Annotated in this window: 16 protein-coding genes; 14 read left to right on the top strand and 2 right to left on the bottom strand. The window is 69.4% G+C overall.

Annotated elements, in window-relative coordinates; translation table 11 throughout:
- Nucleotides 1–52: 52 nt before the first annotated feature.
- Nucleotides 53–961, bottom strand: coding sequence for a peptidylprolyl isomerase (locus tag AB0J87_RS34850; protein ID WP_363972097.1), 909 nt, complete (start codon nucleotides 959–961; stop codon nucleotides 53–55).
- Nucleotides 962–1,129: 168 nt separating this feature from the next.
- Between AB0J87_RS34850 and AB0J87_RS34845 the strand changes: the two genes are divergently transcribed.
- The 10 genes from AB0J87_RS34845 to AB0J87_RS34800 all read left to right on the top strand — a co-directional run bounded on the left by AB0J87_RS34845 (nucleotide 1,130) and on the right by AB0J87_RS34800 (nucleotide 11,356).
- A complete protein-coding gene (locus tag AB0J87_RS34845) occupies nucleotides 1,130–1,612 on the top strand; it encodes a DUF2231 domain-containing protein (protein ID WP_350727187.1) in 483 nt (160 codons plus the stop codon).
- An 82-nt stretch (nucleotides 1,613–1,694) separates the two neighbouring features.
- Complete coding sequence (locus AB0J87_RS34840; protein WP_350727259.1) at nucleotides 1,695–2,936, top strand: replication-associated recombination protein A; 1,242 nt, start codon at nucleotides 1,695–1,697, stop codon at nucleotides 2,934–2,936.
- A gap of 449 nt (nucleotides 2,937–3,385) precedes the next feature.
- Nucleotides 3,386–3,778, top strand: a complete 393-nt coding sequence (locus AB0J87_RS34835) for a DUF948 domain-containing protein (RefSeq protein WP_350727188.1) — start codon at nucleotides 3,386–3,388, stop codon at nucleotides 3,776–3,778.
- Nucleotides 3,775–4,005 (top strand): hypothetical protein, encoded by a 231-nt coding sequence (locus AB0J87_RS34830; RefSeq protein WP_350727189.1) that lies wholly within the window; start codon nucleotides 3,775–3,777, stop codon nucleotides 4,003–4,005. Before AB0J87_RS34835 ends, AB0J87_RS34830 begins: the two co-directional genes overlap by 4 nt.
- A 17-nt stretch (nucleotides 4,006–4,022) precedes the next feature.
- Nucleotides 4,023–6,695 (top strand): alanine--tRNA ligase, encoded by a 2,673-nt coding sequence (gene alaS, locus AB0J87_RS34825; protein WP_363972094.1) that lies wholly within the window; start codon nucleotides 4,023–4,025, stop codon nucleotides 6,693–6,695.
- A gap of 1 nt (nucleotide 6,696) precedes the next feature.
- Nucleotides 6,697–7,176 carry a Holliday junction resolvase RuvX gene (gene ruvX / locus AB0J87_RS34820; protein ID WP_363972092.1) on the top strand — a complete coding sequence of 160 codons (480 nt, stop codon included), beginning with the start codon at nucleotides 6,697–6,699 and terminating at the stop codon, nucleotides 7,174–7,176.
- Nucleotides 7,173–7,340, top strand: coding sequence for a hypothetical protein (locus AB0J87_RS34815; protein ID WP_363972090.1), 168 nt, complete (start codon nucleotides 7,173–7,175; stop codon nucleotides 7,338–7,340). The genes ruvX and AB0J87_RS34815 overlap by 4 nt, the downstream gene beginning before the upstream one ends.
- Nucleotides 7,337–8,704, top strand: coding sequence for an endolytic transglycosylase MltG (mltG, locus tag AB0J87_RS34810; RefSeq protein WP_363972088.1), 1,368 nt, complete (start codon nucleotides 7,337–7,339; stop codon nucleotides 8,702–8,704). The genes AB0J87_RS34815 and mltG (AB0J87_RS34810) overlap by 4 nt, the downstream gene beginning before the upstream one ends.
- A gap of 211 nt (nucleotides 8,705–8,915) precedes the next feature.
- Nucleotides 8,916–10,070: an endolytic transglycosylase MltG gene (gene mltG, locus AB0J87_RS34805; RefSeq protein WP_363972086.1), complete on the top strand. Its 1,155-nt coding sequence runs from the start codon at nucleotides 8,916–8,918 to the stop codon at nucleotides 10,068–10,070.
- Between the two features lie 431 nt (nucleotides 10,071–10,501).
- The gene (locus tag AB0J87_RS34800; protein ID WP_363972084.1) at nucleotides 10,502–11,356 is read left to right on the top strand and encodes a shikimate dehydrogenase; all 855 of its coding nucleotides are present in this window, start codon (nucleotides 10,502–10,504) and stop codon (nucleotides 11,354–11,356) included.
- 176 nt (nucleotides 11,357–11,532) lie between these two features.
- Here the strand turns inward: AB0J87_RS34800 and AB0J87_RS34795 are convergent, their stop codons facing one another.
- A complete protein-coding gene (locus tag AB0J87_RS34795) occupies nucleotides 11,533–11,880 on the bottom strand; it encodes a type II toxin-antitoxin system Phd/YefM family antitoxin (protein WP_363972082.1) in 348 nt (115 codons plus the stop codon).
- Nucleotides 11,881–12,094: 214 nt separating this feature from the next.
- On the opposite strand from AB0J87_RS34795, the gene infC reads away from it, so the two are divergent.
- The 4 genes from infC to AB0J87_RS34775 all read left to right on the top strand — a co-directional run bounded on the left by infC (nucleotide 12,095) and on the right by AB0J87_RS34775 (nucleotide 14,419).
- Nucleotides 12,095–12,682 carry a translation initiation factor IF-3 gene (gene infC / locus AB0J87_RS34790; RefSeq protein ID WP_363972916.1) on the top strand — a complete coding sequence of 196 codons (588 nt, stop codon included), beginning with the start codon at nucleotides 12,095–12,097 and terminating at the stop codon, nucleotides 12,680–12,682.
- A gap of 125 nt (nucleotides 12,683–12,807) precedes the next feature.
- Nucleotides 12,808–13,002 carry a 50S ribosomal protein L35 gene (gene rpmI, locus AB0J87_RS34785; protein WP_043622108.1) on the top strand — a complete coding sequence of 65 codons (195 nt, stop codon included), beginning with the start codon at nucleotides 12,808–12,810 and terminating at the stop codon, nucleotides 13,000–13,002.
- Between the two features lie 24 nt (nucleotides 13,003–13,026).
- A complete protein-coding gene (gene rplT / locus AB0J87_RS34780) occupies nucleotides 13,027–13,410 on the top strand; it encodes a 50S ribosomal protein L20 (protein ID WP_185077087.1) in 384 nt (127 codons plus the stop codon).
- A gap of 205 nt (nucleotides 13,411–13,615) precedes the next feature.
- Nucleotides 13,616–14,419 carry an RNA methyltransferase gene (locus AB0J87_RS34775; RefSeq protein ID WP_355198475.1) on the top strand — a complete coding sequence of 268 codons (804 nt, stop codon included), beginning with the start codon at nucleotides 13,616–13,618 and terminating at the stop codon, nucleotides 14,417–14,419.
- The last annotated feature ends 11 nt before the right edge of the window (nucleotides 14,420–14,430 follow it).

Here is a 14,430-nt window from a genome sequence, read left to right as displayed (position 1 = left end):
CATGTGAGAACGGCGGGCACCGGAGCCGGTGCCCGCCGTTCTCGCTGTCGCCCTACTTGAAGGTGATGTTCTTGATGATCACCGGGTTCTTGGGCGCCGTGGTGCCGCCGTCGCCGGTGATGTCGGCATCGTTGAGGAGCAGGTCCTTGCCGCTGGTGGCCAGCCCCTGCAGCATGTCCATGCCCTCGCTGACCACGCCGATCACGTTGTAGCCCGAGCCGATCTGGCTGTTCTCGTCCGACAGCGAGATGGCGAACTGGCTGTTGTTCTGGCCCATCGCGTCACCCGCCTGGGTCATGAACACCACGCCCTTCGACAGGGCGATGTCGGTGTTCTCGTCGCCGTAGACGTACCCCGCGGTGCCCTGGCCGTCGGTCGGGTTCTTGCCGTCGGCCTTGGCCAGCGGGTCGCCGCACTGCAGCAGGTGCACGCCGGACACGTCGGGCGTGACCAGGCGGTGGCACTTCATGTTGTCGTAGAACTTCTTCTTCGCCAGGAAGCTGAGCGAGTTGACCGAGCATGGCGCGGCGTCGGTCATGAGATCGATGACGACGGTGCCGCGGTTGGTGACGATCGTCATCTTCTTCAGCTTCATGTTGGGCTTCTTGCCCGGCAGGCCGACGAACTTGTTCGGCACCCCCGTCTCCCGCTTGTAGGTGCAGGAGACCGGGCCGGTCTTGGCCGACGGCGTGGCCGACGGCTCCGTGGAGGCGGAAGCGGAGGCGGAGGCGGAGGCGGAAGGGCTGCTCTCCGCCGAGGCCTTGCCGGGTTCCTTGTTGACCAGCGTGGTCGCGGCGAAGATGCCGCCCGCGACAACGACGACGGCCACGCCCGCGCCGATGAAGGTGTTCCGCCGTGACTTGGTGGTCTGGGCGGCGGCGCGCTTCGCCTGCCGTTCCTTGTGCTCCCGCGCCAGCTCGCTCTGGCGGTCTTCCTCGTTCTGGCGGTCGTCGCCGCTCACCGCTATGTCCTCTCAATTTGCCCGTGCATGACCAAACAACTCCGCGCATGCTACCGGCCTTCGATATGTGCCGGACGTAAGTGGTGAAAGCGGCAGAGGACGACATGTGAGGTCGCGAACCATATGGTGCTGAGATTCGTAGTTGAAATGAGAACTAAGGAGCACCCCATGTTCGACCAGATCCTCGGCCTGCCGGCGCATCCACTGATCATTCACTTCGCCGTCGTGCTGACCCCGCTGCTGGTGGCCGCGGCGGCCGTCTACGCGATCGTCCCGCGCTGGCGCACGTACGTGGCGTGGGCGGTGGTGCTGCTCTCCCTGGCCTCCCCGGTGGCGGTCTTCGCGGCCAAGGAGAGCGGCGAGAGCCTCAAGGCGGCCCGCTTCGCCACGGCGGACGGCGCGCTGGGGTCCCGCATCACCACGCACCAGAGCTTCGCCAACCCGCTGCTGCTGTCGGTGCTGGGGCTGGCCGTGGCCGCGCTGCTGCTCGTGTACGCCACCAGCCCGGCCCGCGACTCGGTCGGCCGTGACCGGTTCGGCCGGGCCACGACGCTGACCCTGTCGGCGCTGACGCTGGTGCTGGCCGCGGTGGCGGGCTACTACGTCTTCCGCGCAGGGGACTCGGGCGCGCGAGCGGTCTGGGGAGCGTAGTCCGCGCGTGTAATCTCATGATGTGGATAGCCTGTTCGATTCCGCGGCCGAAGAGGCCACCCCGCAGCCCCTCGCGGTGCGGATGCGACCGCGCACGCTCGACGAGGTGATCGGTCAGCGGCACCTGCTCGGCCCGGGCACCCCGCTGCGGCGCCTGGTCGAGAGCGAGGCTCCCATGTCGCTGTTCCTGTGGGGGCCGCCCGGCACCGGCAAGACCACGCTCGCCTACGTCGTCTCCAACGTCACCGAACGCCGCTTCGTCGAGGTCTCCGCCGTGTCGGCGGGCGTCAAGGACGTACGCGCCGCCATCGACAACGCGCGGCGCGAGCTCGGCATGAGCGGACGGCAGACGGTGCTGTTCGTGGACGAGGTGCACCGCTTCAACAAGGCCCAGCAGGACGCGCTGCTGCCCGCCGTCGAGAACCGCTGGGTCACCTTCATCGGCGCGACCACCGAAAACCCGTTCTTCTCGGTCATCTCACCGCTGCTGTCGCGCTCGCTGCTGCTCACCCTGGAGTCCCTGACAGAGGACGACATCCGCGCCGTGCTGGAGCGGGCCGTCTCCGACCCGCGCGGCCTCGGCGGGCGCGCCACGCTCGCGCCCCAGGCCCTGGAGCATCTCGTACGCCTGGCGGGCGGCGACGCGCGCAGGTCGCTGACGTACCTGGAGGCGGCCGCGCTGCTGGCCGACGACATCACCGTGGAGGTGGTGGAGAAGGCCGTCGACAAGGCGGCCGTACGCTATGACCGGCAGGGCGACCAGCACTACGACGTGATCAGCGCGTTCATCAAGTCGATGCGCGGCTCCGACGCCGACGCGGCCCTCCACTACCTGGCCCGCATGATCGAGGCCGGGGAGGACCCCCGCTTCATCGCCCGCCGCATCGTCATCTTCGCCTCCGAGGACGTCGGCATGGCCGACCCCACCTGCCTGCAGACCGCGGTGGCCGCGGCCCAGGCGGTGCAGCTCATCGGGCTGCCGGAGGGGCAGATCAACCTGGCGCACGCGGTCATCCACTGCGCGATGGCCCCCAAGTCCAACGCCGTGGTCAAGGCCATCGGGGCGGCCATCGGCGACGTCCGCCGCGGCCTCATCGGCCAGGTCCCCGGCCACCTCCGCGACGCCCACTACCCGGGGGCGGCCAAGCTGGGGCACGGGGACGGCTACAAGTACCCGCACGACTTCGACCATGGGCTGGTGCGGCAGGAGTACGCGCCCGAGCAGGTGCGGGACCGCCGCTACTACGAGCCGACCCGCCACGGCGCCGAGGGCCCGGTCGCGGACCGCTGGGCCAAGATCCGCGACTTCCTCCGCGGCTCCTGACCCCCGTCTCGGCGGGGTGGTGGTGCCGGCGTGGCGGGTCAGGGCCGCTGAAGCCGGCGCTTTCACTTTCCGGCGCCGGGTCGGCGGGTCGGGGTGCGATGGCGTTCGGCGCAACGTGTGCGGTGCGGTGGCGGGCGGCGAAAGGTCGTGCGGTGGGTGGGTCGGAGCCGGTGGCCGGGGTGTTCCGGACGTCCGGGAGTGTGGGGCCATTGGGGGAGGCGTGTGTGGCAGGGTGGGGGATGGCGTAGGTTTGGGGTGCGCGGGCGTTGGGACACGGCCCGGGCCGGGGACGGCTGGTGGCGCACGGGATCGGGGCGGCACGCGGGCGGTCGTGGAAGCGCCGGACGCCGACGCGGCAGCACGGTCAAGGCCGGCGTCCTCACCAAGGTTGTCACTCGAACGCGATAAGGTCTTGCCGTTCCGGCCCAGCGTACGAGGGAGATGAGCGCATGCTTACCGCTGGAGAGGTCGCCGGCCTGATCGCGGCCACCGGCTGGATAGTCCTGGTCTGCGTGCTCGCCATGGTGCTCATCAAGCTGGCCAGGCTGCTCACCGAAACCACCAAGGCGGTCTCCGACCTGAACGACCGCCTGACGCCGCTGCTCGACGACATGAGCGTCACGGTCAACGAGACCAACCGGCAGCTGATCGCCGTCGAGGCCATCACCAAGGACGTCAAGCAGGTCAGCGGTCACGCGGCCAAGCTCAGCGCGGTGACGCAGACCATCTTCACCGGGCCGCTGATCAAAGTGTCCTCGCTCGCGTACGGCGTCCGCCGAGCCATCGAGGCCCGCAGGCCCCGCAAGGCCGTCCCGAGGACGCGTCAGGGGCAGGCGCGATGATCAGACGGCTGTTCTACCTGTCGCTGGGCGCGTTCCTCACCTTCTGGGTGATGCGCAGGCTGCAGGCGCTCCACCCCGACCACGTCGCCCGCAGGACTGCCAACGGCGCCGCGGGGATGCTCCGGCAGGTGAGAGACTTTACTTCCGACGCGCTCGGCGAGGCCGCGGAGCGCGAAACCGAGTTGCGAGCCCGCTTCGGGCTCGGCAACGCTGAAGACAACAACTAACGCAAAGGATGGCCAACATGGAGTCGGCAGAGATCGCCCGCCGCTTCCTGCGCTTCTTCGAGGAGCGTGGGCACAAGGTAGTGCCCTCGGCCAGCCTGATCGCTGAGGACCCCACGCTTCTCCTGGTTAATGCCGGTATGGTGCCGTTCAAGCCGTACTTCCTGGGGCAGCGCAAGCCTCCGGCGTCCCGGCTGGCCACCGCGCAGAAGTGCGTGCGCACCCCCGACATCGACGAGGTCGGCAAGACCACGCGGCACGCCACGTTCTTCCAGATGCTGGGCAACTTCTCCATCGGTGACTACTTCAAGGCCGAAGTGATCCCGTTCGCGTGGGAGCTGCTCACCCGCTCCGAGTCCGACGGCGGCTTCGGCTTCCCCGAGGACAAGCTGTGGGCGACGGTCTACCTCGAGGACGACGAGGCCTACGACCTCTGGCGCAACCGCGTCGGCCTGCCCGAGCACCGCATCCAGCGGCGTGGCCTGGAGGACAACTACTGGCACATGGGCGTGCCCGGCCCCGGCGGCCCCTGCTCGGAGATCTACTACGACCGCGGCGCCGAATACGGCAAGGAGGGCGGCCCCGTCGCCGACGAGGACCGCTACCTCGAGGTGTGGAACCTCGTCTTCATGCAGTACCAGCTCAGCCAGGTCCGCACCAAGGTCGACTTCGACGTGGCGGGCGAGCTGCCGGCGAAGAACATCGACACCGGCATGGGCCTCGAGCGCATGGCCGCGATCCTGCAGGGCGTCGACAACATCTACGAGATCGACACCACGTACAAGATCCTCGACAAGGCGGCCGAGCTCACCAAGACCCGCTACGGGCGCGACCCGCGGGCCGACGTGAGCCTGCGCGTGATCGCCGACCACGTCCGCACCGGCACCATGCTGGTGGCCGACGGCGTGCTGCCCAGCAACGAGGGCCGAGGCTACGTGCTGCGCCGCATCCTGCGCAGGAGCGTGCGCAACCTGCGCCTGCTCGGCTCCGGCGACGACCGCTACATGCACGAGCTGACCGACGTCGCCATCAACGTCATGGGCGAGCAGTACGCCGAGCTCAAGGTCGACGCGCCGCAGATCCACGCGGTCATCGACGCCGAGGAGGCGTCGTTCCTGGGCACGCTGCGCACCGGCACCGCGATCTTCGACGTGGCCGTCGAGGAGACCAAGCGCAAGTCCGGCACCACGCTCTCCGGCGACCAGGCGTTCCAGCTCCACGACACCTACGGCTTCCCGATCGACCTGACGCTGGAGATGGCGTCCGAGCACGGGCTCAAGGTCGACGAGGAGGGCTTCCGCCGGCTCATGAAGGAGCAGCGGGAGCGGGCCAAGGCCGACGCCGCGGCGAAGAAGACCGGCAACGCCGACATCTCCGTCTTCGGGCAGCTGCTGGAGAAGGCGGGCAAGGTCGAGTTCCTCGGCTACGACCAGACCGAGGCCGACACGAGCGTGGTCGGCATCCTGGTCGACGGCGTGCCCGTCCCGGCGGCCGGTGCGGGCGCGACCGTGGAGGTCGTGCTCGGGCGCACCCCGTTCTACGCCGAGGGCGGCGGCCAGCTCGCCGACCAGGGCGTGATCCGCACCAGCGGCGCCGAGGTCGAGATCGTCGACGTGCAGACGCCGCTCGCGGGCCTGGTCGTGCACCGCGGCAAGATCCGCAGTGGCGAGCTCAAGGTCGGCGACGACGCGCAGGCGGAGATCGACCTCGAGCGCCGCCGCGCGATCTCGCGCAGCCACAGCGCCACCCACCTCGTCCACCGCGGCTTCAAGAACGCGCTCGGCGAGACGGCGGCCCAGGCCGGCTCGGAGAACTCGCCCGGCCGCTTCCGCTTCGACTTCACGGCGGCGGGCGCGGTGCCGGCCAGCGTGCTGCGCGACGTCGAGGACGAGGTCAACGCCGTGCTCATCAACGACCTCAAGGTCAACGCCTTCTACACCTCGCAGGCGGAGGCCAGGGCGATGGGCGCGCTGGCGATGTTCGGCGAGAAGTACGGTGACGAGGTCCGCGTCGTCGAGATCGGCGACTACTCGCGCGAGCTGTGCGGTGGCACCCACGTCCACAGCTCAGGCCAGCTCGGCCTGGTCAAGGTGCTGGGCGAGCAGTCGGTCGGCGCGGGCGTGCGCCGCGTCGAGGCGCTTGTCGGCATCGACGCCTTCCGCTTCCTGGCCCGCGAGAGCGTGCTGGTCGCGCAGCTCACCGAGCAGCTCAAGGCGCGCCGCGAGGAGCTGCCCGAGCGCATCGACGGCATCGTCACCCGGCTGCGCACGGCGGAGAAGGAGCTGGAGAAGATCCGCTCCGCCCAGGTGCTCCAGGTGGCCGGTGATCTCGCCGCCAAGGCGGGCGACCTGCGTGGAGTCTCCGTTGTGACACACCGCGCGCCTGATGGCACCGGTGCGGATGATCTGCGTAAGCTCGCGCTGGATGTGCGTGGCAGGTTCCCGGCGGACCGGCCGGCGGTCATCGTGATCGCCGGCGTCCCCTCCGACCGACCTGTGGTGGTTGCTGCGGTCAACGAGGCGGGGCGCGAGCGCGGGCTCAAGGCCGGGAAGCTGGTCGGCGTCGCCGCCAAGGCTCTTGGGGGTGGCGGTGGCGGCAAGGACGACGTCGCGCAGGGCGGCGGCACACGGCCGGACGCGATCGGCGACGCGCTGCAGCAGGTCGAGCAGGCTGTCGCGGATCAGCTCGGCTGATATGAGGTTCGGCACGCGGATCGGCGTGGACGTCGGATCCGTACGTATCGGCGTGGCCCGCAGTGACCCTTCCGGGTTTCTGGCCACGCCGGTCGAGACCGTCAGGCGAGGCAAGGGCGACCTCGACCGCATCGCCGCGATCGTCGCGGAGCACGAGGCGATCGAGGTGATCGTGGGGCTGCCCACCTCGCTGTCCGGACGCGAGGGGCAGGCGGCGGGGCTGGCCCGCCAGTTCGCCGCCGATCTCGCGGTCCGGCTCGCGCCGACGCCCGTGCGGCTGTTCGACGAGCGGCTGACCACGGTCGCCGCCACGCATGGGCTGCGTGCCAGCGGCATGAAAGCCAAGAAGCAGCGCGGCGTCGTGGATCAGGCCGCGGCCGTCGTGTTGCTGCAGGACGCGCTCGACTCCGAACGCGCCACCGATAGACCCCCAGGCAGGCCCGTCGTACCGCCCCCAGCGGCCGACGGACCTGCCTCATGAGCGCGCGCGATACGGGGGTCGCGCCCGCGCAGGCGGAGTACACGGCAGGACGCATGGCCAGGACGTGGCCGCAGGTCCGCTGCCGGGTCGATCGCAGGGCTGACGGCTCGGCGGCTGTGAGGGTTCTGGCCGTCCGCATCGCTGACGGTGGGGTGGCCGCGTGAACGGCAGGCCCGATGGCGAGGACGACCTCGGCGACATGATCCCGTTCTCCTCCGGCGACTCCGAGCAGGACAGGCCGGAGGACCCGGCGGAGCGCGACCCGAACCCGGAGCGACAGCGGCCCGAGCCCGATGCGACGGCCGGACCTGATGCGGCGGCGGAGCCTGATGCGGCGGCGGGAGTCGGCGCAGCGGAAGCCGGGACGGCGGAAGTAGGCACGGCGGAGGTCGGCGCGGTGGAGGCGGGGACGGCGGGAGTCGGCGCTGCGGAAGCCGGGACGGTGGAGGCCGGGACGGCGGGGGAGGCGGAGGTCGGGGTGCCGGCCGCGCCTCGCCAGCGGGCCTTGCGCAAGGCCGGGATGGTCTCCGCGGGCCTGATCGTGTCCCTGGTGGCCTTGGGGGCGGGTGGGATCGCGGTGCTCAAGCCGTACCTGAGCCCCGAAGACTTCGACGGGCCCGGCAGCGGCGCCGTGACGGTGCGGATCGCGCCGGGTTCGAGCGCGCAGGCCATCGGCTCCGTGCTGGCCGAGGCCGGGGTGGTGGCGAGCGCGCAGTCGTTCGTACGGGTGACGGAGGAGCGCGCGGTCACCAACCGGCTGCGGCCCGGGCACTACCGGATGCGCAAGGGCATGGCCGCCAAGGCGGCGCTCGACCTGCTGCTCGCGCCCTCGTCCAGGGTCGTGCGGCGCGTCACCGTCCCCGAGGGTCTGCGGACGTCCGAGGTGCTGGCCCGCGTGGCCAAACTGGCCGGGCTGCCGCTCAAGGAGCTGCAGGGCGTCGACAAAGCTCTCGTCGGCCTGCCATCGTACGCGGAGGGACTCGAGGGGTTCCTGTTCCCCGCCACGTACGAGATCGAGCCCGGTGACACGGCCGTGGACGTGCTCGCGGCGATGGTCGAGCGCTTCCAGCTCGCGGCCCGCCAGATCGGCCTGGAGAAGGAGGCGGCCCGCAAGCACGTGACGCCGCTGGAGGCCGTCACGGTGGCCAGCATGATCCAGGCCGAGGGCGGGGTCGACGCGGATTACCCGAAGATCTCCAGGGTGATCTACAACCGCCTCCAGAAGGGCACCCCGCTGGAGATCGACAGCACCGTCCTGTACGCGCAGAACCGGCGGAGTCTGAAAATTACGGAGCGTGACACCAAGGTCGACTCTCCTTACAACACCTACCAGCACAAAGGGCTGCCGCCCGGGCCCATCGCGAATCCCGGGGAGAAGGCGCTGATGGCGGCCCTGAACCCAGCCCAAGGTGATTGGCACTGGTTTGTGACGACAGATCCGGCGCATAGAATCACCAAATTCACCGACAAAGAGAGCGAGTTCGTGAGATACCGGGAAGAGCTGAATAAGAACCTCGGGACGAGTTGATGTTCGGCGGGACCCCCTCCGTCCCGGCGCGAATGCCCCAAAACGGGTCATGCGTCCTCTTTCCATCCCTTAGCATGGCTACCCAGAGTGATCTCCGCTGGTCGTGGGAGCATGTCCGGCGGGCCCCCCAGTTCCGCTCGGTGACCCAAGCCGGTTTGGCGGTTTCGCTTGACGCCCGGCCGGTCATACCGGGAGATTGGCCAGCGCACCTATGAACGATCTCGATCTGAACACTCTCCTCGGCGCCGAGGACGACGGCGGTCGTACCCGGCGCACTCGCGGCGGCCGTGGCGGCCGCCGACGGCGCCGACGCCGCAACCGTGGCGGCTTCATCGCGCCGCTGCTCGCCTTCGTCGTGCTGGCGGGCATCATCGGCGGCGGCGGTTACTACGGCTACATGTGGCTCAACGACGCGCTCGTGCCCGACGACTACACCGGTCAGGGCACCGGTGAGGTCGTCGTGGAGATCAAGGACGGCCAGAGCGCCTCGGACGTGGCGCAGGAGCTGGAGAAGCAGGGGGTCGTGGCCAGCGCCAGGGCGTTCACCAACGCGATCGCCAACGCCAACAGGAGCGGCTCGCTGCAGCCCGGCTCGTACAAGCTGCGCAAGAACATGTCGGCCGCGAGCGCGGTGGCGCTGCTCATCCCGGACAACCGGATGCGCGCCACGGTGACCCTCAAGGAGGGCCTGCGCCTGTCCGACACCTTGAAGACGTTGGCGCAGGAGACCGGCAAACCCGTCAAGGACTTCGCCGCGGCGGCCAAGGACGTGGATCAGCTAGACCTGCCGAAATACGCCAAGGGCAAGCTCGAGGGATACGCCTTCCCGGCCACGTACGAGGTCCAGCCCAAGACCACGGCGTCGCAGATCCTGGGAGCGATGGTCAAGCGGTTCAACCAGACGGCTGAGCAGATGGACCTCGAGGGCGGCGCCAAGGCACTCGGCCACACGCCGCACGAGATCATGGTCATCGCCAGCATCGTGCAGGCCGAGGCCGGTCGCCAGGAGGACATGCCGAAGATCGCCCGCGTCATCTACAACCGGCTGGAGCGCAAGCCGCAGATGAAGCTGGCGATGGACAGCACGGTCATGTACGCGCTGAACAAGTACCGCACCTATGCCACCCACGCCGAACTGCAGACCAAGTCCCCTTACAACACCTACATGTACGAGGGGCTGCCGCCCGGCCCGATCGCCAACCCCGGCGACCACGCCATCCAGGCCGCGCTGACCCCGGCGAAGGGGGATTGGCTGTACTTCGTGGCCACTGACCCCAAGAGCAGCATCACCGAGTTCGCCACCACCGAGGCCCAGCGTCAGGCGCTGCTGGCCAAGTGCGCCAGGAACGGTGGCTGCGGCGGCTGACCTCCGACGCCCGCCCACCGCGCCGTCGTGGGTGGGCGTCCTTTAGGCCGGTTCTGCCCGATCCGGGCACGCGCCGCACGGCGGGTGGCGGGGTCTGCATCGGGACACCCGTTCTTGGCGGGCCGCCGTAGGGCGGGTGCCGGGTCTACGTGGGGACACCCGTTCTTGGCGGGCAGCTGTGCGGTGGGTGGTGGGGTCTGCGTGGGGACACCCGTTCTTGGCGGGCCGCCGTAGGGCGGGTGGCCAGTTTGCGCGGGTGACACCCATCCTTTACGGCTGCGCACGGTGGGCACCTCCCGCCGACCTGCGCCGCCCCCCGTCCAAGGGACGCTTCTCAGGTGATGGGACGACCCGCCGTGACGCGCGCCCCGTGGGCCGTCCAGGTGGCAGAGCGTTGGCGATAGGGTCTTGCATGGTTGGAAGGAGTGTGGATGCGGGCTGCGGTGATGGGGTCGCCCATCGGTCATTCGCTCTCGCCTTACCTGCACCGGGCCGCGTACCAGGCGATGGGGCTCGACGGGTGGAGCTACGAGGCGTTCGAGTGCGACGAGGCGCGGCTGCCCGCGCTGCTGGGCGAGCTGGTGCCCGTGCGCGGCCAGATCCCCGGCGGTGAGGACGCGTGGGCGGGGCTGTCGCTGACCATGCCGCTCAAGCGGGCCGTGCTGCCCCTGCTCGACACCGTGTCCGACCTGGCCGTCGAGGTCGGCGGGGCCAACACCGTGGTCTTCCACGACGGGCGCCGGCACGGCCACAACACCGACGTCTACGGCATCGAGCAGGCGCTGGCCGAGGCGGGCGTGCCCGCGCCGGGCTCGGCGACCGTGCTCGGCGGAGGGGCTACGGCGGCCTCGGCGCTCGCGGCGCTACGTAACCTCGGGCTGTTCTCGGCGACGCTGCTGGTGCGCGACCCCGCGCGGGCGGGGGAGACGGTGGAGGTGGCCGAGCGGCTGGGCGTGGCGCTGGCGGTGGAGACGTTCGACAAGCTCGACGCCTTCACGCGGGTGGATCTGGTGGTCTCGACGCTGCCAGGCGGGGCGGTGGACGCGTTCGCCGACCGGCTGGCGCGGGTGCCCGCGCTCTTCGACGTGGTCTACTCACCCTGGCCGACCGGCGCGGCGGCGGCCGTCCGGGCCGCGGGCGGCACCGTGGTCGGGGGGTTCGCGATGCTGCTGCACCAGGCGGTGCGGCAGGTGGAGCTGATGACGGGCCGGACGGATGTGCCGGTGGAGGCCATGCGCGCGGCCGGCGAGGCGGAGCTCGCCAGGCGGTCATCTCGAACGGGTTGATCACGGTCACGCCGGTGTCCGCGAGCCACCTCTCCAGCACCAACGCCTGCTGGGGGGCGCTCTTCCGGCGCAGCTCGATCCCCCAGCGGATCTCGCCGATGGACAGGACGCCGAGGTAGAGAGTCGGCCCCGGGTTGCCATGTGGCTTCGTACCTCGGAGATGATGTAGCCGGCGCTCACCAGTCGAGGCCCACTTCTCGCGGAAGACTCCTGTCGCGTGCGAACTCCTGATCGTCCGGCCAGTCCGGCTCGCTGAGCAGGAACTCCTTGAAGTCCGGCTGCCTACCCTTGAGCCGGCGGTACTCCTCCATGCCGAGGATCACCACCACGTCCTTGCCGTGCTTCGTGACGACCTGCGGCCCCTCGTCGTGAGCCTTCCCGACGACTTCACTGAAGTGCTGCTTGGCCTCTTGCAGCTGCCATCCGGTCGCTTCCGTCTGGATCGGTGCAGGGGCCGGGCCAGCGGGGATGATTCGAGAGCCTCTGGTCGTTGTGGTAATGTAGCTCTCTGATCGGTCCGGCATGCCATTGCTGGACGCGCAAGCGGAGGTCTCCCTCCCACCTGCGTCACCGGAAAGGTGGCCGGGTCCAGGATCACGCCGGACTACTCCGGGGAGCTCAAGGCCACGAAAGCCGAAGAGCTCAGTGGCCCCGCATGCGCGACGTGCGGGGCTTTTCGCGTTGGCGAGGAGCTCCCGGCACGACGAGCACGTAGGGATCGCAAACCTAGGAGGCCCCATCAGCACTGAGCCCCGCATCAACGAGCGTATCCGAGTTCCCGAGGTTCGCCTCGTGGGCCCGAACGGCGAGCAGGTAGGCATCGTCTCGATTCACGACGCCCTGAAACTCGCCCAGGAGGCCGACCTCGACCTCGTCGAGGTCGCGGCCACGGCTCGACCGCCCGTGTGCAAGCTCATGGACTACGGCAAGTTCAAGTACGAGTCCGCGATGAAGGCGCGCGAGGCGCGCAAGAATCAGGCGCACACGATCATCAAGGAGATCAAGCTCCGGCCGAAGATCGACCCGCACGACTACGAGACCAAGAAGGGTCACGTGGTGCGGTTCCTCAAGGCAGGAGACAAGGTCAAAGTCACGATCATGTTCCGTGGTCGCGAGCAGTCCCGGCCGGAGTTGGGTTTCCGGCTTCTGCAGCGGCTCGCGGACGACGTCCAGGAGCTCGGTTTCGTGGAGTCCCACGCCAAGCAGGACGGCCGTAACATGATCATGGTGATCGGTCCGCATAAGAAGAAGGCTGAGGCCAAGGCCGAAAAGGCCGCAGCCAAGGCACAGCGTGGCGGCGAGGACACTTCCCCACAGGAAGGATGACCCGCGGTTGGGGTTAGCCTTACAGAGCGCCCCGATTAAGCCACCAGCAGACGAAGACGCCGCGACCGGGTCGGCCCAGCACCGGCCCGGCCCGTGGCACGACCGAAACGAGGAGAGACGGCGACATGCCGAAGATGAAGACGCACAGCGGTGCGAAGAAGCGGTTCCGGCTTACCGGCACCGGCAAGATCAAGCGTCGCCGTGCCAACCGCGCGCACTACAACGAGTGGAAGTCGTCCACGCTGACGCGCCGTCTCAAGAACGAGGTCGTCCTTTCCGACGCCGATTCCAAGAAGATCAAGAAGCTGCTCGCTAAGTAGCGCGATTCCCCGGGGAGAAGAAACATGGCACGCGTGAAGCGGGCGCTCAACGCCAAGAAGAAGCGCAGGGTCGTCCTCGAGAGGGCGAGCGGTTACCGTGGCCAGCGGTCGCGTCTGTACCGCAAGGCCAAGGAGCAGATGCTCCACTCGATGACGTACGCCTACCGGGACCGCAAGGACCGCAAGGGCACCTTCCGCCGTCTGTGGATCCAGCGGATCAACGCCGCCGCCCGCCAGAACGGCATGACCTACAACCGCCTGATCCAGGGTCTGCGCCTGGCCGGCGTCGAGGTCGACCGCAAGATCCTGGCCGACCTCGCGGTCAACGACAGCCAGACCTTCGCCACGCTCGTCGAGGCCGCCAAGAAGGCGCTTCCGGCGAACGTGAACGCTCCGGCCGCGAGCTGAAAGCCGCGAGCTGAGGCGCTCGTCTTAATCGAGGGGCCCACCGATGACGGTGGGCCCTTTGTTGCTGTGTGGGGCGCTGCCACGAGGGGCGTCCAGGTGTGGGGCGCTGGCACGAGGGGCGTCGCGGTGTGGGACGTTCCGTGAGGGACGCTGCTGTGTGGGACGTCGCCGTGAGCGACGTAGCTGTGTGGGACAGGGAGAGAGCATGGCCGGGTCCGAGCTGACCAACGTGAAGTCGCCGCGGGTGAAGGCGGCCAGGCGGCTCACCAAGCGGGCCTTCAGGGAGCAGGACCGCAGGTTCCTGGCCGAGGGGCCGCAGGCGGTGCGCGAGGCGCTCAAGCTCGACGGCGTGACGCTGGAGCTGTTCAGCACCGCCGAGGCCGAGCTGCGCCACCCCGAGCTGATCACCGAGGCCCGCCTGAAGGGCGTGCCCGTGCACCGGGCCAGCGGCGAGGTCATGTCGGAGCTGTCACAGACCGTGACCCCGCAGGGGCTGGTGGCCGTCTGCACGCTCGTACACGTGCCCCTGGACAAGGCGCTGGCGGAGCAGCCGCGCCTGGTCGCCGTGCTCGCCCACGTGCGCGACCCGGGCAACGCCGGCACCGTCATGCGGGCGGCCGACGCCGCCGGCGCCGACGCGGTGATCTTCACCGACGCCTCCGTCGACCCGTACAACGGCAAGTGCGTACGCGCCAGCGTCGGCAGCCTGTTCCACTTGCCCGTCGTCATCGGTGCACCGGTGAGCGCCGCCGTGCGTCAACTCAAGGAGCGGGGTTTGCGCGTGCTGGCGGCCGACGGCACGGGCAAGCACACGCTCGACGATGTTGATCTTAGCGGACCCACCGCGTGGATCTTCGGCAACGAAGCCTGGGGACTGCCGGAGGACGTACTGGCTGAGGCCGACGATGTGGTCAGAGTGCCCATCTACGGACAGGCGGAAAGCCTGAACCTGGCCACCGCCGCGGCGGTATGCCTTTACTCCTCGGCTAGGGCTCAGCGAGTGCCCTAGGCGGCGGGAAA

The organism is Nonomuraea sp. NPDC049625, from assembly GCF_040675285.1.
Taxonomy (GTDB): domain Bacteria; phylum Actinomycetota; class Actinomycetes; order Streptosporangiales; family Streptosporangiaceae; genus Nonomuraea; species Nonomuraea angiospora_A.
The sequence above is the reverse complement of the archived record's forward strand: the minus strand, read 5'-3'. Positions and strand labels throughout refer to the sequence as shown.

What these genes read in the sequence shown, in the direction of transcription:
- mltG (WP_363972086.1), top strand. Translation starts at nt 8,916, where the DNA reads ATGAACGATCTCGATCTGAACACTCTCCTCGGCGCCGAGGACGACGGC.
- AB0J87_RS34840 (WP_350727259.1), top strand. Translation starts at nt 1,695, where the DNA reads ATGCGACCGCGCACGCTCGACGAGGTGATCGGTCAGCGGCACCTGCTC.
- rplT (WP_185077087.1), top strand. Translation starts at nt 13,027, where the DNA reads ATGGCACGCGTGAAGCGGGCGCTCAACGCCAAGAAGAAGCGCAGGGTC.
- AB0J87_RS34775 (WP_355198475.1), top strand. Translation starts at nt 13,616, where the DNA reads ATGGCCGGGTCCGAGCTGACCAACGTGAAGTCGCCGCGGGTGAAGGCG.
- ruvX (WP_363972092.1), top strand. Translation starts at nt 6,697, where the DNA reads ATGAGGTTCGGCACGCGGATCGGCGTGGACGTCGGATCCGTACGTATC.
- AB0J87_RS34830 (WP_350727189.1), top strand. Translation starts at nt 3,775, where the DNA reads ATGATCAGACGGCTGTTCTACCTGTCGCTGGGCGCGTTCCTCACCTTC.
- AB0J87_RS34815 (WP_363972090.1), top strand. Translation starts at nt 7,173, where the DNA reads ATGAGCGCGCGCGATACGGGGGTCGCGCCCGCGCAGGCGGAGTACACG.
- AB0J87_RS34835 (WP_350727188.1), top strand. Translation starts at nt 3,386, where the DNA reads ATGCTTACCGCTGGAGAGGTCGCCGGCCTGATCGCGGCCACCGGCTGG.
- AB0J87_RS34800 (WP_363972084.1), top strand. Translation starts at nt 10,502, where the DNA reads ATGCGGGCTGCGGTGATGGGGTCGCCCATCGGTCATTCGCTCTCGCCT.
- AB0J87_RS34845 (WP_350727187.1), top strand. Translation starts at nt 1,130, where the DNA reads ATGTTCGACCAGATCCTCGGCCTGCCGGCGCATCCACTGATCATTCAC.
- AB0J87_RS34795 (WP_363972082.1), bottom strand. Translation starts at nt 11,880, where the DNA reads ATGCCGGACCGATCAGAGAGCTACATTACCACAACGACCAGAGGCTCT.
- alaS (WP_363972094.1), top strand. Translation starts at nt 4,023, where the DNA reads ATGGAGTCGGCAGAGATCGCCCGCCGCTTCCTGCGCTTCTTCGAGGAG.
- rpmI (WP_043622108.1), top strand. Translation starts at nt 12,808, where the DNA reads ATGCCGAAGATGAAGACGCACAGCGGTGCGAAGAAGCGGTTCCGGCTT.